At 70.3% G+C, this 20928-nt stretch carries 17 protein-coding genes and 1 pseudogene; 10 read left to right on the forward strand and 8 right to left on the reverse strand.

Features of this window, described 5'->3' with window-relative positions:
• Together glyA and DMH12_RS00190 are read left to right on the forward strand one after the other, a co-directional pair.
• A complete protein-coding gene (glyA, locus tag DMH12_RS00185; RefSeq protein WP_125489441.1) occupies positions 1 to 1263 on the forward strand; it encodes a serine hydroxymethyltransferase in 1263 nt (420 codons plus the stop codon).
• Between the two features lie 98 nt (positions 1264 to 1361).
• The gene (locus DMH12_RS00190; RefSeq protein WP_122617585.1) at positions 1362 to 2729 is read left to right on the forward strand and encodes an L-serine ammonia-lyase; all 1368 of its coding nucleotides are present in this window, start codon (positions 1362 to 1364) and stop codon (positions 2727 to 2729) included.
• An 82-nt stretch (positions 2730 to 2811) separates the two neighbouring features.
• Here DMH12_RS00190 and DMH12_RS00195 read toward each other — a convergent pair whose 3' ends face one another.
• Together DMH12_RS00195 and DMH12_RS00200 are read right to left on the reverse strand one after the other, a co-directional pair.
• Positions 2812 to 3390, reverse strand: a complete 579-nt coding sequence (locus tag DMH12_RS00195; RefSeq protein WP_125489442.1) for a TetR/AcrR family transcriptional regulator — start codon at positions 3388 to 3390, stop codon at positions 2812 to 2814.
• Between the two features lie 5 nt (positions 3391 to 3395).
• Positions 3396 to 4667, reverse strand: a complete 1272-nt coding sequence (locus DMH12_RS00200; protein ID WP_125489443.1) for a glycoside hydrolase family 1 protein — start codon at positions 4665 to 4667, stop codon at positions 3396 to 3398.
• 223 nt (positions 4668 to 4890) lie between these two features.
• Here DMH12_RS00200 and DMH12_RS00205 point away from each other — a divergent pair, with 223 nt between their 5' ends.
• A complete protein-coding gene (locus DMH12_RS00205) occupies positions 4891 to 6489 on the forward strand; it encodes a family 20 glycosylhydrolase (protein WP_125489444.1) in 1599 nt (532 codons plus the stop codon).
• A 68-nt stretch (positions 6490 to 6557) separates the two neighbouring features.
• Here the strand turns inward: DMH12_RS00205 and DMH12_RS00210 are convergent, their stop codons facing one another.
• Positions 6558 to 8096 carry an ABC transporter substrate-binding protein gene (locus tag DMH12_RS00210; protein WP_125489445.1) on the reverse strand — a complete coding sequence of 513 codons (1539 nt, stop codon included), beginning with the start codon at positions 8094 to 8096 and terminating at the stop codon, positions 6558 to 6560.
• A gap of 177 nt (positions 8097 to 8273) precedes the next feature.
• The gene (locus DMH12_RS00215; RefSeq protein WP_125489446.1) at positions 8274 to 10556 is read right to left on the reverse strand and encodes a glycoside hydrolase family 3 C-terminal domain-containing protein; all 2283 of its coding nucleotides are present in this window, start codon (positions 10554 to 10556) and stop codon (positions 8274 to 8276) included.
• A 243-nt stretch (positions 10557 to 10799) separates the two neighbouring features.
• Between DMH12_RS00215 and DMH12_RS00220 the strand changes: the two genes are divergently transcribed.
• Positions 10800 to 11687 (forward strand): SGNH/GDSL hydrolase family protein, encoded by an 888-nt coding sequence (locus DMH12_RS00220; protein WP_125489447.1) that lies wholly within the window; start codon positions 10800 to 10802, stop codon positions 11685 to 11687.
• Here the strand turns inward: DMH12_RS00220 and DMH12_RS00225 are convergent.
• Positions 11684 to 12340: a TetR/AcrR family transcriptional regulator gene (locus DMH12_RS00225; RefSeq protein ID WP_125489448.1), complete on the reverse strand. Its 657-nt coding sequence runs from the start codon at positions 12338 to 12340 to the stop codon at positions 11684 to 11686. The genes DMH12_RS00220 and DMH12_RS00225 overlap by 4 nt on opposite strands.
• A 234-nt stretch (positions 12341 to 12574) precedes the next feature.
• Between DMH12_RS00225 and DMH12_RS00230 the strand changes: the two genes are divergently transcribed.
• The 4 genes from DMH12_RS00230 to DMH12_RS00245 all read left to right on the forward strand — a co-directional run bounded on the left by DMH12_RS00230 (position 12575) and on the right by DMH12_RS00245 (position 16712).
• Complete coding sequence (locus DMH12_RS00230) at positions 12575 to 13516, forward strand: ABC transporter permease (protein ID WP_125489449.1); 942 nt, start codon at positions 12575 to 12577, stop codon at positions 13514 to 13516.
• Positions 13513 to 15297 (forward strand): dipeptide/oligopeptide/nickel ABC transporter permease/ATP-binding protein, encoded by a 1785-nt coding sequence (locus DMH12_RS00235; protein WP_125489450.1) that lies wholly within the window; start codon positions 13513 to 13515, stop codon positions 15295 to 15297. Before DMH12_RS00230 ends, DMH12_RS00235 begins: the two co-directional genes overlap by 4 nt.
• Entirely contained in the window at positions 15294 to 16130 is an 837-nt protein-coding gene (locus DMH12_RS00240; protein ID WP_125489451.1) for an ABC transporter ATP-binding protein, read from the forward strand. Before DMH12_RS00235 ends, DMH12_RS00240 begins: the two co-directional genes overlap by 4 nt.
• A gap of 213 nt (positions 16131 to 16343) precedes the next feature.
• On the forward strand, positions 16344 to 16712 hold the full coding sequence (locus DMH12_RS00245) for a hypothetical protein (protein WP_125489452.1): 369 nt from the start codon (positions 16344 to 16346) through the stop codon (positions 16710 to 16712).
• Positions 16713 to 16820: 108 nt separating this feature from the next.
• Here DMH12_RS00245 and DMH12_RS00250 read toward each other — a convergent pair whose 3' ends face one another.
• On the reverse strand, positions 16821 to 17426 hold the full coding sequence (locus tag DMH12_RS00250) for a lytic polysaccharide monooxygenase (RefSeq protein WP_125489514.1): 606 nt from the start codon (positions 17424 to 17426) through the stop codon (positions 16821 to 16823).
• Between the two features lie 395 nt (positions 17427 to 17821).
• Here DMH12_RS00250 and DMH12_RS00255 point away from each other — a divergent pair, with 395 nt between their 5' ends.
• Positions 17822 to 18592, forward strand: a complete 771-nt coding sequence (locus tag DMH12_RS00255) for a calcium-binding protein (RefSeq protein ID WP_125489453.1) — start codon at positions 17822 to 17824, stop codon at positions 18590 to 18592.
• 186 nt (positions 18593 to 18778) lie between these two features.
• On the opposite strand, the pseudogene DMH12_RS39525 reads toward DMH12_RS00255, so the two are convergent.
• Positions 18779 to 18898 (reverse strand): annotated as a pseudogene (locus DMH12_RS39525) (TetR/AcrR family transcriptional regulator); the annotation flags it as partial.
• A gap of 397 nt (positions 18899 to 19295) precedes the next feature.
• Entirely contained in the window at positions 19296 to 19922 is a 627-nt protein-coding gene (locus DMH12_RS00265) for a TetR/AcrR family transcriptional regulator (RefSeq protein WP_125489454.1), read from the reverse strand.
• Between the two features lie 162 nt (positions 19923 to 20084).
• On the opposite strand from DMH12_RS00265, the gene DMH12_RS00270 reads away from it, so the two are divergent.
• Positions 20085 to 20864: an SDR family NAD(P)-dependent oxidoreductase gene (locus DMH12_RS00270; RefSeq protein ID WP_125489455.1), complete on the forward strand. Its 780-nt coding sequence runs from the start codon at positions 20085 to 20087 to the stop codon at positions 20862 to 20864.
• Positions 20865 to 20928: the final 64 nt, after the last annotated feature.

Genomic DNA, 20928 nt, shown 5'->3' on the forward strand with positions numbered 1-20928 from the left:
ATGTCGCTTCTGAACACACCCCTGCACGAGCTCGACCCCGACGTCGCCGCCGCCGTCGACGCCGAGCTGGACCGCCAGCAGTCCACCCTCGAGATGATCGCCTCCGAGAACTTCGCGCCCGTCGCGGTCATGGAGGCCCAGGGCTCGGTCCTCACCAACAAGTACGCCGAGGGCTACCCCGGCCGCCGCTACTACGGCGGCTGCGAGCACGTCGACGTGGTCGAGCAGATCGCCATCGACCGGGTCAAGGCGCTCTTCGGCGCCGAGCACGCCAACGTGCAGCCGCACTCCGGTGCCCAGGCCAACGCCGCCGCGATGTTCGCGCTGCTCAAGCCCGGCGACACGATCATGGGTCTGAACCTCGCCCACGGCGGGCACCTGACCCACGGCATGAAGATCAACTTCTCCGGCAAGCTCTACAACGTCGTCCCGTACCACGTCGGTGACGACGGCCAGGTCGACATGGCCGAGGTGGAGCGGCTCGCCAAGGAGACCAGGCCGAAGCTGATCGTCGCCGGCTGGTCGGCCTACCCCCGTCAGCTGGACTTCGCCGCGTTCCGCAAGGTCGCGGACGAGGTCGGCGCGTACCTCATGGTCGACATGGCGCACTTCGCCGGTCTGGTCGCCGCGGGCCTGCACCCGAACCCGGTCCCGCACGCGCACGTCGTGACCACCACCACGCACAAGACGCTGGGCGGCCCGCGCGGCGGTGTGATCCTCTCCACGGCCGACCTGGCCAAGAAGATCAACTCCGCCGTCTTCCCCGGTCAGCAGGGTGGACCGCTGGAGCACGTGGTCGCCGCCAAGGCCGTCGCCTTCAAGGTCGCCGCGAGCGAGGACTTCAAGGAGCGCCAGACCCGTACCCTGGAGGGTGCCCGCATCCTGGCCGAGCGCCTGGTGCGGGACGACGCGAAGGCGGCGGGCGTGTCGGTCCTGACCGGGGGCACGGACGTCCACCTCGTTCTGGTGGACCTGCGCGACTCCGAGCTGGACGGCCAGCAGGCCGAGGACCGCCTCCACGAGGTCGGCATCACGGTCAACCGCAACGCCGTCCCGAACGACCCGCGTCCGCCGATGGTGACCTCCGGGCTGCGCATCGGTACGCCGGCCCTGGCGACCCGCGGCTTCACGGCCGAGGACTTCGCCGAGGTCGCGGACGTGATCGCCGAGGCGCTGAAGCCGTCCTACGACGCCGAGGCGCTGGCGGCCCGGGTGAAGGCCCTGGCCGACAAGCACCCGCTGTACCCGGGTCTGAACAAGTAGACACCACGTGATCGGGGCGCCGCGCCCGCCACAAGCGGGTCCGGCGCCCCGCCCCGAAGCACCGCCCTCTGCACCACCCCCGTTCTGAGGAGACCCCCGTGGCCATCTCGGTCTTCGACCTGTTCTCGATCGGCATCGGCCCGTCGAGCTCGCACACGGTCGGCCCGATGCGCGCGGCCCGCATGTTCGCCCGCCGCCTGCGCAACGAGGAGCTGCTGGACTCCGTCGCCTCGGTCCGGGCCGAGCTGTACGGCTCGCTCGGCGCCACCGGGCACGGCCACGGCACCCCCAAGGCGGTGCTGCTCGGCCTGGAGGGCGACTCGCCGCGCACGGTGGACGTGGAGACGGCCGACGACCGCGTCGAGACGATCAGGTCCTCCGGCCGCATCCGCCTCCTCGGCGAGCACGAGATCGCCTTCGCCTACGACGACGACATGGTCCTGCACCGCCGCGAGACCCTGCCCTACCACGCCAACGGCATGACCCTGTGGGCGTACGACGCCGAGGGCGCCGAGGTGCTGACCAAGACGTACTACTCGGTCGGCGGCGGCTTCGTCGTCGACGAGGACGCGGTGGGCGCGGACCGCATCGTGCTCGACGACACGGTGCTCAAGTACCCCTTCCGCACCGGGGACGAGCTGCTGCGCCTGGCCCGGGAGACCGGCCTGTCGATCTCCGCCCTGATGCTGGAGAACGAGCGGGCCTGGCGCGACGAGGACGAGATCCGCGAGGGCCTGCTGGAGATCTGGCGGGTGATGCGGGCGTGCGTGGACCGCGGCATGACCCGCGAGGGCATACTCCCCGGCGGCCTGAAGGTCCGCCGCCGCGCCGCCAACACCGCGCGCAAGCTGCGCTCCGAGGGCGACCCGCAGGCCCTGGCCATGGAGTGGATCACCCTCTACGCGATGGCCGTGAACGAGGAGAACGCGGCCGGCGGCCGGGTCGTCACCGCCCCGACGAACGGCGCGGCGGGCATCATCCCGGCCGTCCTGCACTACTACGTCAACTTCGTGCCCGGCGCCGACGAGGACGGCGTGGTCCGCTTCCTGCTCGCGGCCGGCGCGATCGGCATGCTCTTCAAGGAGAACGCCTCCATCTCCGGCGCCGAGGTCGGCTGCCAGGGCGAGGTCGGCTCCGCCTGCTCGATGGCGGCGGGCGCCCTCGCCGAGGTGCTGGGCGGCTCCCCCGAACAGGTGGAGAACGCCGCCGAGATCGGCATGGAGCACAACCTCGGCCTGACCTGCGACCCGGTCGGCGGCCTCGTCCAGATCCCGTGCATCGAGCGCAACGGCATGGCCGCGGTGAAGGCGGTCACGGCGGCCCGGATGGCGATGCGCGGCGACGGCTCCCACAAGGTCTCCCTCGACAAGGTCATCAAGACCATGAAGGACACCGGCGCCGACATGTCGGTGAAGTACAAGGAGACGGCCAGGGGCGGGCTGGCCGTCAACATCATCGAGTGCTAGGCGGATGGGCTCTGACCAGCGCGTTCGCATCTTTCAGCGCTGTCAGGGCCTTGGCTGCCTACGCAATGGAGAATCTTCCGATTCACGTGTCCCGAGGCGCAGCGAGAAGAAGCATGACGTCGTCGATGGGCTGTTGCATGTCGACGGTTCGGTCGGTGAGCCACTGGAGCTGGATGCCGTCGGCGAGCGCGACAAGGATCGCGGCAAGCCGTTCAGGGGGCAGGTCCGTGCGCACGGCGCCCTCGTCCATCCGTCGCTGAAGGAATGCGCTGATGAGAGGCCGGATTTCGGCGTACCGCTCCGCGAAGAGGCTGTGGGCGGGGTGGGTCGTGTCGCTGGCGGCAGCAGCCATCGATACGAACAGCTCCACCAAGCCGGGGGTGTCCGCGCCCTCCTGGATGATGGAGCGGTAGGTTTCCGCGCCCTTGAATTCCGCGTGCCGGGCACGTGCCGAGGTGTCCCGGGCGCGGAGGACCTGTGTGAGGAGGTCTTCCTTGGAGTTGAAGTAGTGCATGAGTCCGGGCAGGCTCAGGTTGCAGCGAGCGGCAACCTTGCGCAGTGAGGTGCCGCGGTAGCCCTCCTGCGCGAAGATCTCCAGCGCTACTTGGAGGATCTCTTCCCGCTTTGCCTCGCCCTTTTCGTAAGGGCCACGTCGCGCCATGACGGTCACACTAGCGTGCGAACGGGCGGGTTCCCGTTTGCTGTCACCGCGGGGGCGGGCAGGTAGCCGTCCCTCGCGAGGGCGCCGAGCCAGTGCGCCGACGGCTTGGGGGTGCGGGCGAAGGTGCGCGGGTCGACGGCGATGAGGCCGAAGGTGGGCCGGTAGCTGCCCCATTCGTAGTTGTCCAGGGCGCTCCAGTGCAGGTAGCCGCGGACGTCGGCGCCGTCATGCATCGCGGCGGCCAGGCCGGCCAGTGCTTGTTCGGTGTAGGCGATGCGGCGTTCGTCGTCGCTGGTGGCGATGCCGTTCTCGGTGACGAGGATGGGTACGTGCTGTCCGACGATCTGACGGGTGTGCTGGACGGCTTGGCCCAGGGCCTGGGGGTAGAACTCCCAGCCAGTCAGCGTGGTCTCCGCGCCGTCCGGTACGGGCAGCGGGCCGTTCACTGCGATGCGGTGGCGGGTGTACGCCTGGACGCCGATCCAGTCGTTGTCGCGGGCGGCGTGCAGGAAGACGTCCTCGCGGGACATGCCATGGGCCCTGGCGACTTCCTCGGCGCCGGGTTCGGGTTGGTAGACCTGGTTGGCGACGGTCCAGCCGACCAAGTAGTCGGGGTTTGCGTCCTTGAGGACGCTGACGGTGGCTCGGTGGGCTCTGATCAGCGCCGCGGTGACCTGCTCGTCAGGTTCGACGGTGGAGGGGTCGAAGGCGACCCCTCCACCGGTGCCGCCGCCGTCGTGGGATGCCCGGCGGCGCAGGGCGTGGACGAGGGCGACCATGTTGGGTTCGTTGATGGTGGCGACATAGCGCACGTCGTCACCGAGGATCTCGGTCGCGGTGCGCGCGTAGGTGGCGAAGCGCTCGGCGGAGTCCTCGGCGAGCCAGCCGCCGCGCTCGCTGAACCAGCGGGGCGAGGTGAAGTGGTGCAGTGTGACGACCGGTTCCAGGCCGCGCTCCCGTGCGCCGACGACCATGGCCCGGTAGTGGGCGATCGCGGCGTGGGACACACGCCCGTCCTCCGGTTCGATGCGGGCCCATTCGATGCTGAAGCGGTAGGCGTTGAAGCCGAGTTCGCTGAGCAGGTCCATGTCCTCGGGCCAGCGATGGAAGCTGTCGGCCGCGTCTCCGCTGCGCTCGGGCAGCACGCCACCCGGCCTGTTCTCCAGCGCCCACAGGTCGCTGGAGATGTTGTTGCCCTCGGTCTGGTGCGCGGAGGTGGAGGCTCCCATGAGGAAGCCGGGTGCCAGGGGGTACCGGGCGGCGGGCGGTACGGCCATCGCTGCAACTCCTTTGTCTGTGCGGGTGTCAGGGAAGCACCCCCACAAAAAGCGTTCACTGATCGGTTTTCGTGTTAGCGTACAGGTGTTTCCAGGGCTGGATGAAGGGACTTCGTGGGGGAGTCGCCGCTTCGGCCCCGGAAGCCCGACGCCCAGGAGTCCCGTGCCGAACCTGACCCCGGCGCCCGGGCACCTGGGCGCCCGGCCGCCGCGGAGATCCGCGATGCATGCCGTCTTCCCTGCTCCTGCCGACCACGTCGTGCACGACGGACCATCGGGTCCGTCTGCCGCCGGACCGTGGAGGCTGACCTCCGACGATCCGGCCCTGTCCGGCGTCGAGCGCACTGTCCGTGCCCTGTTCGATCCACACCTGGGTGAACGGGTTCTGCCCGCCGGCGGTGCCGGGCAGGGCGCGGAGATCCGCCTGATGCTGGATGCCTCCGTACCGGCCCGTCGGCGTACCCGTGGAGTGGCTCCCGGCGGTACGTCGCGCCCTGCCGACGAGGCGTACGCCGTGAGGGTGGAAGGGGGAGCGGTCGTCTGCAGCGGGCGTACACCTGCGGGTGTCTTCCGAGCGGCGACGACGGCCCTGCAGCTGATCGCCCTGGCCGACCCGGACGAGCTTCTGGTGGCGCAGGAGTTCACCGACGCACCGCACTATGCGTGGCGGGGCCTGCTTCTTGATACGGCGCGCCGTTTCATTCCCGTCCACGAGATGCACCGCCTGATCGATCTCGCCGCCCTGTACAAGATCAACGTGCTGCATCTGCACCTGACGGACAACGAGGGCTGGCGGATCGAGGTCCCCTCACTCCCCGCCCTGACGGCCGGCTCGGCCGACGACAGCTTCTACACGGCAGACGACTACCGTGCCCTGCAGGAGTACGCCGCCGCTCGGCACATCGTCCTGGTCCCCGAGATCGACCTGCCCGGACACTGCGCCTCACTGCGGGCCGCGCTGCCCGGCCTGCCGCCCGCACCGGCCCCGCCGGGTCTTGCCGGCCGCTTCCCGTACACGCCCCCCCTCGACCTGGCCGACGCCGGCACACGGGAGGTGGTGCGGACGATCCTCACCGATGTGTGCGCCCTGACGGACGGCCCGTTCGTCCACGTCGGCGGCGACGAGGCGGTAGGGATCACCGAGGAGGGATTCGCCACCGCGGTGCGGGAGTTGCGGGCGATGGTGCGCGAGCTGGGCAAGCGGCCGCTGGCCTGGCAGGAGTCCTCACGGGCCGGTGTTGAACCGGGGGACATCGCCCAGTTCTGGGTGGATCCCGAGATGATGGATCTGCCCGGCAGCGAGGAAGAGCTGACCCGGCGTCCCGATCTGGCGGGTGCGGGCTTCAACGGGGAGTTCCTGGCAGCGCTGAAGCGGTTCTTCGCCCCGTCCGCCGATGACGCGCAGCGTGTGCTGGACGGCGGGGGGATGCTGCTGCTGTCCCCGCAGTCTCATCTCTATCTCGACAGGCGCTACGCCCCGGAGATCGCTCCCCCGGGGCAGGCCGAGCAGGCAGCCACGTTGGGCTTCCCCAGCTACCGGCCGCGCAGTGTGGAGTACATCGCCGGGTGGGATCCGCAGTCGCACGCGCTGCCCGAGGAACGCATTGCCGGTGTGGAGGCGACATTGTTCGCCGAGAACCTGAGCGACTTCGAGGAGCTGACCACGCTGCTGCTGCCCCGTCTGGCATCGGTGGCCTCGATCGCCTGGTCCGGCAGCCCGCAGCCGTGGCAGGAGCACCGCCAGGCGCTGGGGCGGCACAGCAGGTTGTGGCGCGAGCGCGATCTGTCGTTCTTCCCGGCCACGGACGTCGACTGGACGTGAAAGGGCGTGTGGACCGCAGACCGGACATTTGGTCTGCGGTCCACAGCTCTACGCGGTCACCGTGCGGCTCAGGAGGTGGCGGGGGCGTAGTTGTAGATCGAGGGGACGGCCATGCCCGACTGCGGCTGGGCCTTGATGCCGGGGCCGGTGACGAGCTGGTACTGCATGCGGTAGAAGGGCACGAACCAGCCCTCGTCGACCAGGTGCTTGTTGAGGGCGCGCGCGGCGTCCGCGGCCTTGGTCCCGTCGCCGGCCTGGATCCGCGGGAGCAGGCTCTTCACGGTCTTGTCGCTGGTGCCGAACATGTTGAAGGTGCCGGGGACGACGAGGTCCTGGGTGGTCACCCAGTCGAGGGGTGACTGTCCCATGTTCATGACCATCGCCGAGTAGGCGCGCTCGCGATAGATCTTCTGCAGGGCGCTCGCTCCGTCCAGCGCGTCCCAGTCGACCTTGACGCCGATCGCCTCGAGATCGGAAGTCAGTGAGCTGGCGAGGGCGTCGTTGACGATGGCGCTCACGCGCGGCAGCTTCAGCGTGAAGCCGTCCTCGTAGCCGGCCTTGGCGAGGAGCTTCTTGGCCTTCGCGGGGTCGTGCCGGTAGGCGGTGTCGAGGCTCTTGTCGTATGCCTTGGTCTCCGGGCCGAAGACCTGGTCGGTGAGTTCACCGCGTCCCTGGCGCAGTTGCTGGAGCATGGTCTTTCGGTCGATGGCCAGGTTGAGCGCCTGGCGCACCTCGGGCTTGGCCAGAGCGGGGGTGTGCACGCCGCCGCGGTCGAAGAGGAGCAGGGCCTGGAAGTCGAAGGTGTAGTCGGCCTTCTTGAGGCGGGTGTCGGAGGCGACGGAGCTCTGCTGCCCGGCGTCCTGCAGGACAGCACTGTCGATCTGCCCCGTCTTCAGGCCGTTGACGACGGCCGTCTCGTTGTCGAAGACGCTGATGGTCAGGGACTTGAAGGGCAGCTTGTCGCCCCAGTAGCCAGTCTTGCGCTCGTAGACGTACTTGTTGCCGATGGCGGTCTTGGCCTTGTCCAGGGTATAGGGGCCGGTCCCGACCGGCTTGGTCCTGAGGGAGCCGTCGGCCAGCTTGGCGGGGCTCGCCATCAGGCCGGCCGCGTCGCTGAGCGAGAACAGCAGCGCCGGGTCGGGAGCCGACAGGGTGAGGGTCAGGTGGGTGGCGTCCTTCACGTCGATGTTCTTGAGCGCTGCGAGCGTCTTGGCCGCGCCGCCACCGCCCTTTTGAAAGTGCTCCAGGTTCGCCTGCACTGCCCTGGCGTCAAAGGCGGTGCCGTCACTGAACTTCACCCCCTCGCGCAAGGTGAGGTCGAGATGGGTCCGGGTGGCGTCGTAGTCCCACTTGGTCGCGAGCATCGGCTTGAAGGTGCCGTCCGGCGTCCGCTTGATCAAGGTGTCGTAGACGGCCTGGAAGTAGGGAAGTGCGCTGCCGATGGCGTCCTTGGGGTCCAAGCTCTGTGCGGCGGTGAGCGTCGCGATGTCGAGCGCGGAAGGCGTCGCGGTCTTGGAGCCCTCGCCTCCCCCGCCACAGCCCGCGAGAACCAATGACGCGGCAACCGCGGTCGCCGCGACAGCACTGATGCGTGCCGAAATCCTCATGTCGTCACTCCGTCGGAGGGGCCGGGAACACGTCACCGGCAGCAGATGTGGCACGAAGGCACGTGGAAACAGGACTTCTCGATACGAAGTCCCCCACCAACAAAAACCGTAAGCTGATCGGTTTTCGTAGTCAATGGCTGAACCAGGTATGGAGGCTCCTCTTGCGCGGGGCTGGTGTCAGTCGGAGGGCGTGCGGGCGGCGCGTTCGCACAGGGCGTCCAGGTGGGACAGCGGCACGGGGCTCTGCGGGAACTCCGCGATGACCTCCAGCGGCATGCCGGTCAGAAAGCGGCGCAGTACCGGATCGGCCAGCGCCCCCGCCGCCCCGCCCCCTTGCTGGGCACGTCCGGCGGCGAACGCCTCCAGGAGCAGAGGGCCGCCGACGGGGTGGGCCAGCCACTCCCCCAGTGTGCTGCGTCCGGTCAGACGGGCGGTGGAGACGTCGCCGTCCACCGTCAGGGGTGCCGTGCAGCGGATGTCGCGGGAGGAGGCGCCCGCCGCCACGGAATAGGTGCCGCCCTCGACGAACCAGCCGGCTTCGCGCTCGCTGTAGTAGGCAAGGTCAGCGCGGTCGAACGTGATCGTCACCGTGCGGGACTGGCCGGGTTCAAGGTCGATCTGTGCGAAGCCGCGCAGTTCCCGTACCGGGCGGGCGACGCGGGAATCCTCCGGGGCGCTCACGTAGAGCTGGACGGTCTCGCGGCCGGTGCGCGGGCCGGTGTTGGTGACGGTCAGACGCGCCTCGATCCGGTCCGCCGGCGTCTGTGTCACGGTGAGGTCGCCGTAGGCGAAGGTGGTGTAGGTCAGGCCGTGGCCGAAGGGAAAGGCGACGTCGTTGGCGCGCCGGTCGTGTCCGCGGTAGCCGACGAACACGCCCTCCCCGTAGCGCACATGACCCTCTTCGCCGGGGAAGGACAGGTGGCTGGGGGCGTCTTCGAGGCGGAGCGGGATGGTCTCGGCGAGGCGCCCCGAGGGGGCGGCATGGCCGTAGAGGATGCGGGCGAGAGCGGTGCCTCCGCCCTGGCCGAGGAGCCAGCCTTCCACCAGGGCGGGAACGCGCTCGTGCCAGGGGGCGGTGCGCACCACTCCGCCGTTGGACAGGACGACCGCGGTGCGCGGGTTGGCTTCGAGGATCCGCTCCAGCAGGGCCGGCTGGGCGGCGGGCAAGTCGATGTGGTCCCGGTCGAAGCCCTCGGACTCGTCCTGGGCGGGCAGCCCGAGGAAGAGGACCACGGTGTCGCTCGCGGCCGCCAGCCGTGCGGCCTCGACGAGCAGTTCCTCGTCCGGCTCGCCGCCGATCCGGTAGCCGGCGGCGTACTCCACGACCGCGTCACCGGCCAGGTCGCGCAGTGCGTCCAGCGGGGTGTCCAGTTGTGTGGGGGTGACCTGGGAGCTGCCGGCTCCCTGGTAGCGCGGAGTACGGGCGAGTTCTCCGATCACCGCGAGCGAGCCGGCGGCCGGGTCGAGCGGCAGCAGGTCCTGCTCGTTCTTGAGCAGGACGATGCACCGCTCGGCCGCCCGGCGCGCGAGGTCATGGTGCGCCTCGTAGTCGAGGGGGTCCGCTGGCGCAGACAGGCCGGCGGTGGCGCGGTGGGCGAACCGCGCGAGTCGTTCGACGGACGCGTCCAGCTGCTCCGCGGCGAGTTCGCCGTTCTTCACCGCCTGGACGACTTCGGCATCGGTGCGGCCGCGCGTGGTCGGCATCTGCAGATCCAGGCCCGCGGTCAAGGCGGCGACGCGGTCGCGGACGGCGCCCCAGTCGGACATGACGATGCCGTCGAAGCCCCATTCGCGGCGCAGGATGTCGGTGAGCAGGCGCCGGTTCTCGCTCAGCGGGGTGCCGTTGAGGGCGTTGTAGGCGGACATGACCGACCACGGCCGGTCCCGGCGCACGATGCGTTCGAAGGCCCGCAGGTAGATCTCGCGCAGCGGCCGCTCATCAATGTCGGCGCTCACCCGCATCCGGTCGCTTTCCTGGTTGTTGGCCGCGAAGTGTTTCAGCGCCGCGCCGACACCCGAGCGCTGCATGCCGCGGACCATGGCGCCGCCGAGTTCGGCGGTGAGCAGCGGATCCTCGGAGAAGTACTCGAAGTTGCGGCCGCACAGCGGAGAGCGCTTGATGTTGATGCCCGGCCCCAGCACCACGTGGACGCCGTTGTCCCGGGCTTCCGCGGCGATGGCTCCCGCCACCTGTTCGGCCAGCGCGACATCCCAGCTGCTGCCCAGCGCCACGGCCGGCGGGAAGCAGGTGGCCGGGGCCGCGCTGTGCAGGTCGAGCTGGCCTCCGTCGCCTGCCTCCTTGGGCAGACGCAGTCCGTGCGGTCCGTCGGACATGGAGACGGCCGGTACCGCGCCGATCGCCTCGGTGACGAAGTCGCCTGCGCCGCTGGTCAGCGACGCCTTCTCGGTGAGCGTCAGCGTGGCGGCCGTCGAGTGGGAGGGGGAAGGGTGCTGGGTCATGGGCGTGGCCCCCGGTCGTTCTGAATCGGGCGGCACCATGCCGCCCAACCAAAACCATATAGTGATCGGTTTTTGAAGTCGAGACGTCTCCCGCACCCACGGCGGCCTCGCAGCCCGAAGGTCAACGGCCACGTCGGACCCGTTGACGACCAGAAACCGTACGACTTACGGTTTTCGCGCTCGGCCGGTTCCTCGGGCGGGACCGGCGCTCCGGGCCTTCTACTCACGAGAAGAGGTACAGCGATGACGCTGCACCCCGCCTTGCTCCGCCCCTTCGGCACACGCCTCTTGCGCCGCACGGCCTGGATCACGGGCTGCGCCTCCCTCGCCCTGGCAGCCGCCGTCCCGCCGGCCGGCGCCGTGCCGACGGCCGGCCACTACGCGGCACTCGGGGACTCGTTCAGCTCCGGCCTGGGCATTCCCACCCAGACCGACGCCACCTGCGGACGGTCGGATCACAACTACCCCACCCTGGTGGCCTCGGCGGTCGGCGCGTCATCCGCCACAGACGTGACCTGCGCCGGCGCCACCACCCGGCACATCACCGGATCCCAGGACGGCATCGCCCCGCAGATCGACGCGGTGCGCGCCGACACGGCCGTGGTCACCCTCGGTATCGGAGGCAACGACCTCGACCTGGCCGGCACGATCAAGCGCTGCGTACTGCTGGCCTATCTGAGCCCCAACGGCGCTCCGTGCAAGACCAGCTACACGCTCGGCGGAACCGACGAGATCGGCTCGCGCATCAACGCGACCGCGCCGAAGGTCGCCGCCGGCCTGCAGGCGATCCGCGCCAAGGCGCCGCAGGCCAGAATCCTTCTGGTCGGCTACCCCGCCCTCGTCCCCGACGACGGAACGGCCTGCCGCAGCACCATCCCGCTGGCCACCGGCGACTTCCCCTGGCTCCGCGACAAGACCCGTCAGCTCAACAGCGTGCTGTCGCAGGTGGCCGCAGCAGGCGGAGCCACGTTCGTGGACACCTACACTCCGTCGGTCGGCCACGACGCCTGCAAGCCCGCCGGGGTGCGCTGGATCGAGCCCACCGACACTGCGGCAGCGGCCGGCTTCCACCCCAACGCCGCCGCCCACCAGAACACCGCGGCCGGGATCACAGCGCTGCTGGGCAATTAGCCCTTCCCGCAGGGGCGTTCCCGGGCGGCGTCGGCCCGCCGCAGGCCGAAGCCGCCCAGGAAGTCCCACACCCGCTGTTCCATCGGCGCCGCATCCGGTTCCAGCAGCCACTGGATCTGCATGCCGTCCATCATCGCCAGCAACTGCTGGGCCACCGCACGCGGATCAGCAGGCCGCGGCGGCGACGTCTGCGCGAACAGTTCCGCCAGCAGAAGGGCGATCTGCTCGCGCAGCAGCCGGTAGCGGCGGACGAAATAGCCGTGGGCCGGGTGGTCCGGATCGGAAGCCTCGGCGGACAGCTTCGCGTACAGGGCGACCATGCCGCGGGTGCGGGTGTTGCGGTCGACGAAGGCGACCAGCCGCTCCAGCCGCTGCTGCGCCGGAGCAGCGTCGGCCGGCCTCGGCGTTGCATCGTCCAGCAGGCCCGGGAACAGCAGGGCGGCGTCCTGGCGGTCCCGGCGCCACAGCACCTCGAGGAGCAGTTCTTCCTTGCCGGGGAAGTGGTGCAGCAGTCCCGCATGGGTCATGCCGGAGTGGGCTGCGATTTCGCGCAGGGAAATGGGGTGGTAGCCGGAGCGGGCGAAGAGTTCGGTCGCGGCGTCGAGGATCCGCGCCCGGGTGCGCTCGCCCTTCGTACGAGGTTCCTGACTCACGGAAAGGGAGCTCCTTGGGGCCGGCTGGCTGCTGGAACCGGAATCTACCAGGCGGTAGAAAACGCTCGACGAAAACCTACCAACTGGTTAATTCCGAGGGTATGGTGACCGCCAGCCCCGCTGTCACTGCACTGGGGGCACCTTCTTTTCGCGCCAGCACGGGCTCTCGCACGAGTCTGCGCCAGTGCCGCTCACGCCGGCCCCACGGGCCGCCGGTCATGGATGCCGAGACTCATGCTGACCTTCATCGCACGCAGAATCGGGGCCGGAGCAGCGCTCCTCCTCGTCATCTCCCTGCTGACCTATCTCCTGCTGTCGATACCCGACTCCGACATCGGCCGCCAGATTCTGGGCCCCGGCGCCCCGCAGGCCGACGTCGACGCCCGCAACACCGCCCTCGGGCTCGACCAGTCCGTGCTCACCCAGTACTGGCAGTGGCTCACGCACGCCCTCCGTGGCGACTTCGGCACCTCCTGGTTCTCCAGTGAGGACGTCTCCCTCGCCATCAGCAACCGACTGCCCGTCACCCTCAGCCTGATGCTCGGCGTCACCCTGGTCACGGCTCTCGTCTCCTTCCTCCTCGGCGTGTGGGCCGGGGTGAGGCGCGGCGTCGTCGACCGGGTCGTGCAGATCCTGGGCGTGGCCGGCTACGCGTTGCCGGGCTTCCTCGTCACTCTGGTCCTGGTTCTGGTCTTCGCCGTCCAGCTGGGCTGGTTCCCCGCCATCGGCTACACCCCCTTGACCGAGTCGCCCACCGGCTGGCTGTCCACCGTGACCCTGCCCATCGCCTCGCTGTCAGTCGCTTCCATCGCGGGCGTCTCCCAGCAGGTGCGCGGCGCCGTCATCGACGTGATGCGCCAGGACTACGTGCGCACCCTGCGCGCCCGCGGGCTCTCCCCCCGGCGCATCGTCCTCAAGCACGTCCTGCGCAACGCCGCCGCACCCGGTCTGTCCGTGCTGGGCATGCAGTTCGTCGGGCTCCTCGGCGGCGCCGTCCTGGTCGAGCAGATCTTCGGCCTGCCCGGCCTGGGCAGCATGACCGTCACCTACACCACCCGCGGCGACATCCCCGTGATCATGGCCCTGGTCATGCTCACCGTCATCGGCGTCGTGCTGATCAACCTCGCCGTCGACATCCTGATCGGCTGGCTCAACCCGAAGGCGCGCATCGCATGAGCGACACCCTCAACCCCACCGTGCCGGACGCGGCCACGGGCCCGCCGCCCCGGAACACGCTGGGCCGCCTGATACGCAACCCGCTCGCCGCCGTGTCCCTGCTGATCCTGGCCGTACTGATCATCGCGTCGGTGTGCGCGCCGCTGCTGGCACCGCACGGCCCCGCCGACGCGAGCCTGGCCGACGCCTTCGCCCACCCGGGCGGCAGCCACCCGCTCGGCGCCGACTCCGCGGGCCGCGACATCCTTTCCCGCCTGATCTACGGCGGCCGCAACACCCTCGGCGGGGCCGTCATCGCCCTCGCCCTCGCCCTGTTCCTCGGCGTTCCCGCCGGCCTGTACGCCGGCTACCGCGGCGGCTGGTTCGACGCCGCCGCAAGCTGGAGCGTCAACCTGGTCATGGCGCTGCCCGCCATGGTCGTGCTGCTCGCCTCGCGTGCCATTCTCGGCCCCAACGTCTGGGTCCTCATGATTGTCCTCGGTGTGCTGGCCGCACCGAGCTTCTACCGGCTCGTGCGCGGCATCGTCGCCGACATCCGCGGCGAGCTGTACGTCGACGCCGCCCGCGTCTCCGGCCTGTCCGACGCCCGCATCGTCGCCCGCCACGTCCTGATCGTCGTACGCGGACCCATCATCATCCAGACGGCTCTCGTCGCCGGTGTCGCCATCGCGCTGCAGGCCGGACTCGAGTTCCTCGGCATCGGCAGCGGGTCCACCGCCACCTGGGGCGCCATGCTCAACGAGGCGTTCCAGAACATCCAGCGCGCTCCCCTGCTCATGCTGTGGCCCGGTCTCGCTCTCGGCCTGACCAACGCCGCCCTCGTCCTGCTGGCCGCCGCACTGCGCGACACGCTCGAAGACCGCTCCCCGCATCGGCGCGGCCCCCGACGCCCTCACGCGACCCCGGCCGCAGCGCTGGCAGACCACAGCATCAGCGAGGAGCGGACCGGACTGCTGTCCGTACGCGGACTGAAGGTGGCCTACACGCTGGCCGATGGCTCCGACAAGGAAGTCGTCCACGGCATCGACCTCGACGTTCAGGAGGGCGAAATCGTCGGCCTCGTCGGCGAATCGGGCTCCGGCAAGACCCAGACCGCCTTCTCCGTCCTGGGTATCCTCCCCGAAGGCGGCCGGGTCAGCTCCGGCAGCATCCAGCTCTCCGGTCAGGAACTGGCCGGCCTGCCGGAACGAGCCCACCGCACCCTGCGCGGCACCACGGTCGCCTACATTCCGCAGGAGCCGATGAGCAACCTCGATCCCGCCTTCACCGTGGGAAGCCAGCTCACCGAACCCATGCGCCACATCCTCGGTCTGACCCGCAAGCAGGCCACCGACCGGGCTGTCGAGCTGCTGCGTCAGGTCGAAATCCCCTCCCCCGAAGACGTACTGCGCCGCTACCCGCACGAGATCTCCGGCGGCATGGCCCAGCGCGTCCTCATCGCCGGCGCCATCTCCTGCGACCCGCAGCTCCTCATCGCCGACGAACCCACCACCGCACTCGACGTCCGCGTCCAGGCCGAGATCCTCGACCTGCTGCGCCGCCTGCGCGACGAACGCGGCCTCGGCGTCCTGCTCGTCACCCATGACCTCGGCGTCGTCGCGGACCTCTGCGACCGCGTCGCCGTCATGAACCAGGGCCGCCTCGTCGAAACCGGAACCACCCGCCAGGTCCTGCACCACGCACAGGACCCCTACACCCAGAACCTCCTCGGCGCCGTCCTCGACTCCACCCCGCCGCGCGAGCCCTGGCAGCCCGGGCCCACAAGGAGCATCCCCGCATGACGACCCAGCCCGATTACCTGCTCACCGTGGACCGACTGCGCGTGTCCTTCCCCGGCAAAGGGTGGCGCGCGGCGCGCACCGAAGTACTCAAGGGCATCGACCTGAGCATCCGCGCCGGAGAAACCCTCGGCCTGGTCGGCGAGTCCGGCTCCGGCAAGACGACCATCGGCCGCGCCATCCTCGGCCTGGTCCCCGTCGCCTCCGGCACCATCACCTTCGACGGCCGGTCCATCGAGAACGCGAGCCGGGCCAAGCGCCGCGCACTCAGCAGCGAGATCCAGGTCATCTTCCAGGACCCCTACACCTCCCTGAACCCCTCCCGCACCATCGGCGACACCCTCAGCGAACCCCTCCTCGCCCAGAGCATGAAAGGCGGCCAGGCGCGCAGCCGCATCAATGATCTCCTCGACCAGGTACGCCTGCCCAAGGACTCGGCAACCCGACTGCCTCGCGAATTCTCCGGCGGACAACGCCAACGCGTCGCCATCGCCCGCGCCCTCGCTCTCAGCCCCCGGCTGATCGTGTGCGACGAGCCGGTCTCCGCCCTCGACCTCACCACCCAGGCCACCGTCCTCGACCTGCTCCTCGACATCCAGCAACAAACCGACGTCGCCTACCTCTTCGTCTCCCACGACCTGTCCGTCATCCGCCACATGAGCCACCGCGTGGCCGTCATCCACCACGGCAGCATCGTCGAAACCGGAGACGCGGCCCCCCTCACCACTCAGCCTGAACATCCCTACACCAAGACCCTCCTCCTCTCCGCCCCCGTCGCCAACATCGACGAGCAACGCCGACGCCGCGAACAACGGACCGCTCTCAGCCCCGCATAGACGAGGTGCCACTCACGTCGAGCAGGGCGGGCTGCGCCCCGGGCCAGGTCTGGCCGCGCCGACTCGGCGCGATCCCCCCTCACCGACGCGCGCCCTACGACCGCGATGATGATCAGCCAGCCACGGAGGAATCACCACGCCGGACAATCCTGTATCAGCCCCTGAGTTGCCGTTCCGATCAGCGCATTCGCATCTTTCAGCCCGCTGGTCGCTGTGCTCGTAGAGACCTGGCCCACGAAGGTCGACGGACCACAGTCGTTCGTGTACGACGAGCGGCTGAGGCCGGACCGCGAGGGCTGTGTCACGGTCGTCGTCTCCCGCCCGGACGACCGGCCTCGCAACGCGCGCTCCGCGTGCGGCGTCAACTGGATCGCCCGGCCCGAGAAGGGCGACGGCGCGGGACACCCGGACGACGCACCGCTGCTCCTGCGCAACAGGCTGCCGGCCTGGAACTTCAGGCAGGCACCCCGGTTCACCAGGCCCGCCGACGACGAGGCCGATGTGCCGGGCCACTGCCTGTCCACGAGCGAGTACACCGACGAGGCGGGCTTCGAGAAGACAGGCTGCCCTCGCGACAACTGACGCGCTCGCGTGCCGCCCCGGCCCGGATCAAGTCCGACGTGCCGGAGTGCGCTCGGCACTCCGGCACGTGGCCATGGAATCACGGTGCCGCGTGCGCCGCTCCCCGGCTCAGCCGAAGTCCACGTCGCTGCACCACATGTAGGCCTGGTCGAGGTGCGAGGCCTGCCAGATCACGAACACGACGTGGTGTCCGGTGTAGCCGGAGGTCTGGACAGGGAACGTGATGTCCTGCGCCGGGGCGAAGCGGCCGGTCTGCGTGATGAAGTCGAGGTTGCCCCAGCCCAGGCTCTGGGTCTTGGGGTTGAAGCCCTGCTTGCTCACGTAGACCTTGAAGTAGTCGGCACCGTGGGATGCCTGGTCGTACAGGTGCACCGAGAAGTTGTCGCCGACGGTGGTGGTCTTCCACTCCCCGGGCTTGTCCAGGCTGGCGTTCCTGGAGAGGTTGTTGCTGCAGAGCGTCCCGTCGGGGGTCCTCGCCTGGAACTGGCCCCCGAGTCCGTCGCGGAGGGCGCTCATCCAGTTCCACATGGTGTCGCTGTTGGACTGCCAGGCCTGCCAGCACATGGGGTCCTGGGTCTGCATGGCCGGGTTCGTGTGGTTGGTGCCCCACGTCTTCCAGCACTGGTACGCGCGGGAGGCGGGGCCGACGATGGTGCCGTGAGCCTGGGCGGGGGCCGACCAGGTCAGTGCGCCGGCGACCACGGCGAACAACATGACGAGCGCCTGGAGGGGCCGGCGGAGGGACGACCGCGAACGCCGGGTCAACGGAGTTTGTCTGCGCATGTGGGGGAACTCCTTCCAGTTCCATGACTGTTATGGGAGCGCTCCCAACGTCGCCCCTGCTGCGTGAAATGTCAACGACGCGAACGGAGTTGCTTTCAACGGCTGGCGGTGAGCAGGGATTCTGCCGTGAAAACGGGAGTCTGACCGCGCCCCTCGCTCCCTGAGGACCTCAACTCGGCCTGACGCACCGCCAGTTCGCTGTCCTGCTCGCGGTCTTGCGGATCCGGACCAGCCGGGGAGACTGCCTTCACCACCGTGTTCACCCGGTCCCCGGCAGCACCACGCCAAGCGGGTCGGTCCCACTTCACTCCCCGAGATGAGGGCTCATGAACCGAAACCGTGCCGCCGTCAGCGCGGTCGCCGTGGCGCTGCTCACCGCCGGCCTCGCCGTCGGCCCGGCGGGAGCCGCCACCGCCACCGAGGCCAAGGCCCGCGTCGGAGCCGACTGGACAACCCAGTCGATCCTCTTCACCGCCGCCCCGGGGCAGGCCAACGACCTCAACGTCTTCTCCATGTACACCAGCGAAGGGATCAAGCGGATCGGCATCAGGGACGTGGTCCCGCTCGAACCGGGCGACCACTGCGCGTACGCCAGAGCCGAGGACACCACCTCCGTCGTCTGCAAACTGCCCGCCGACAGCCCCCGGCCCGACCGGATCGACGCCTTCCTCGGCGACGGCGACGACACGATCGCCGCCTTCACCCCCGGGGTCAACACCGTCAGCGGCGGCCCCGGCGACGACGAACTGCACGCCCACACCGCACGTACGGTGCTGGGCGGCGCGGGTGACGACACGGTCATGGGCCCCGCCACCCTGCACGGCGGCGACGGCATGGACCACCTCATGGGGGACGACGGCGACCAGCGGATGTGGGGCGGCCCGGGCGACGACATGATCGAGGGCTACGGCGGTGACGACACCGTGTACGCCGGCTCTGGCGACGACCACGTCATGGGCGGGGACGGCCGCGACAGTGTCCTCGGCGGCCCCGGCGACGACATGCTGCACGGGGAGGACGGCGACGACCTCGTCTGCGGCGGCACCGGAAAGGACACCCTCGACGGCGGGGACGGCCGCGACATCGTCCTCCCGTGAAGGCACCTCCCCCCGGCACGAAGAGCGTCGCGGGCGCCGAGCCGCCGTCGTCGGCCACCGCCGTCCGAGCCGCGTCAACCAGGCCCAGGGCTCCACCCAGGGGTCCCGCACGGTCACACCGTCAGCGGTCCCGCCGGCGGCAACCTGTACGCCTTCGAGGCACTGGGGCGGGGCGTACGGCAGTCCAACGGCGGCGATGTCCGCTCCCTGCTCCGCCGCTGCCTGCTCGATCTGCCGCACGTTCTCGTCCAGGACCGCCGTCGCCACGGCGGCCCGGTCGGGGAAGTGGCACGCGGACTGGCCTACTGGGCCGCCGGCCGGCGCACCGCGCCGCAGTCGGGCCCACGCACGGGAACCGCCACACCGGCCGCGGCCCTCGGCCTCGTACCCCGCCTGGCCGGCGGCCCGGGCAGCATGCGCACCTACTTCGCCCGCCTCGCCGAAGACCCCCGGTGGTGGACAGCGGCCGGGAGCCTGCGGGCGGCCACCGAACCGCGGGACGCCGCACGCCTGCTCGACGAACTCGTCCACTCCGCAGTCGGGTTCTACGCGGCCAACGGCCGGGGCATCATGCTCGTCCACGCCGCGACCGCCCCGAACGGGATCGCCCGAGTCCTGCCGGTCCTGCCGAAGCAGCTGTGGGCACCCAGCGTGAACGCCGCATGGACGGCCTCAGCCGCCGTGGTCGCCTGTGGCCGCCGTGTCAGACGATTCCGGCCGCCGCGACGGCGAGCGCGGTCCGCACGGCCCTCGCCAGGTCCGCCCGCGCGGTCGCGGCGTCGGCGCCCGGCCCGGCCGGGCGAAAGGCGTGGTGCTCGACCGCCGCGCGCAGGGCGGCGTTGAGCATGGCGGCCCAGACGGCCGGCCGCAGGTCGCCGGCGGGGAGCCCGGCCCGCTCGGCGAGGGCCCGCGCGAAGACGGGCTCGGCCTCGTCGTGGGTCTGCAGCCAGACCGCGCGCAATCCCGCCTCGGTCCGGGCCAGGCGGAGCAGGGCGCCGACGTCGGGGCCGGGCAGCGCGGCGTCGCCGGCCCACAACTCGCCGAAGGCGTCCGGCAGGGGGCGTCCGCGTTCCCAGTGGAGCAGGGCCTCGGCGATCGTGTCGACGCCGGTCGCCAGCAGTGGCCGTACGCAGCTCTCCTTGGTGGGGAAGTAGCGCCAGACGGTGCGGGCCGAGACCCCGACCGCCCGTCCGATCTGCTCTCCGGTGGTCGCGGCCACACCTTGGGCCACGAACAGGTCGACCGCCGCCCTGGCGATCTCCAGCCGGATGGCGCTCTTCCGTTCCTCGGTCAACGGCGGCCGTCCGGTCCGTCCGCTGGCTGCGGTCATCTTTCCTCCGGCCCCTGTGGTCGTCGATGCCGCGTCCATTCTCCCTCCCGGTTCCGGGCGCCACGACTTTCTGTCACTCAGCGACACAAAGGAGCTAGGATGCCGGTGCGGTGGCGCGGCGTCGCACCGCACCGACAGGCACCTCAGTGGACGGAGCACTTCATGAACGGCGACACCGCCGACATCGGCCATCCGAACGGACGCGGCGTGATCGTCACCGGAGCCGGATCGGGCATCGGCCGCGCGGCCGCCCTCGCCTTCGCCGGCCAGGGCGACCGTGTCGTGGTGGCCGACCTCAACGCCGGCGGGGCCGCGGCGACCGTCGAGGAGATCGAGCGGTCGGGCGGCACCGCGGTGGCCGTCACGGGCGACCTGAGTGAGCAGAGCGTGGTGGACCGCGTCACGGCGACGGCCGTCGAGCGGTTCGGCGGCGTGGACGTCCTGGTGAACAACGCGGGGATCATGGACAGCATGTCGGCCCTGGCCGACGTGAGCGACGCCGAATGGGAACGGCTCATCCGGGTCAACCTCACCGCCCCCTTCCTGCTCACCCGCGCCGTCCTGCCGCACATGCTGGCCGCGGGCCGGGGCGCCATAGTGAACACCGCGTCCGAGGCAGCCCTGCGCGGCAGCGCGGCGGGTGCCGCGTACACGGCGTCCAAGCACGGCGTGGTGGGGCTGACGAAGTCGCTGGCGGTGATGTACCGCAACAACGGCATCCGGTCCAACGCGATCTGCCCGGGCGGCACGGCGACCGCGATCGGAGTGCAAGCCGATGCGACGGCACACGGCCCGTCGGCGATCGGCCCGCACTTCGTCAACCTCGGCCGGGTGTCGCAGCCGGAGGAGCAGGCGGCCGTGATCCTGTTCCTCGCCTCGGACGCCGCGAGCAACATCAACGGCGCGATCCTGCCGGTCGACGACGGCTGGTCCGCCGTCTGACGGGCTTCGAGCCGGGCTCCCGTCAACGCACTCCGCCGGAGGCCCGTTGACGGCCTCCGGCGTC

Origin of the sequence: Streptomyces sp. WAC 04229 (genome assembly GCF_003947455.1) — a bacterium.
Classification (GTDB): domain Bacteria; phylum Actinomycetota; class Actinomycetes; order Streptomycetales; family Streptomycetaceae; genus Streptomyces.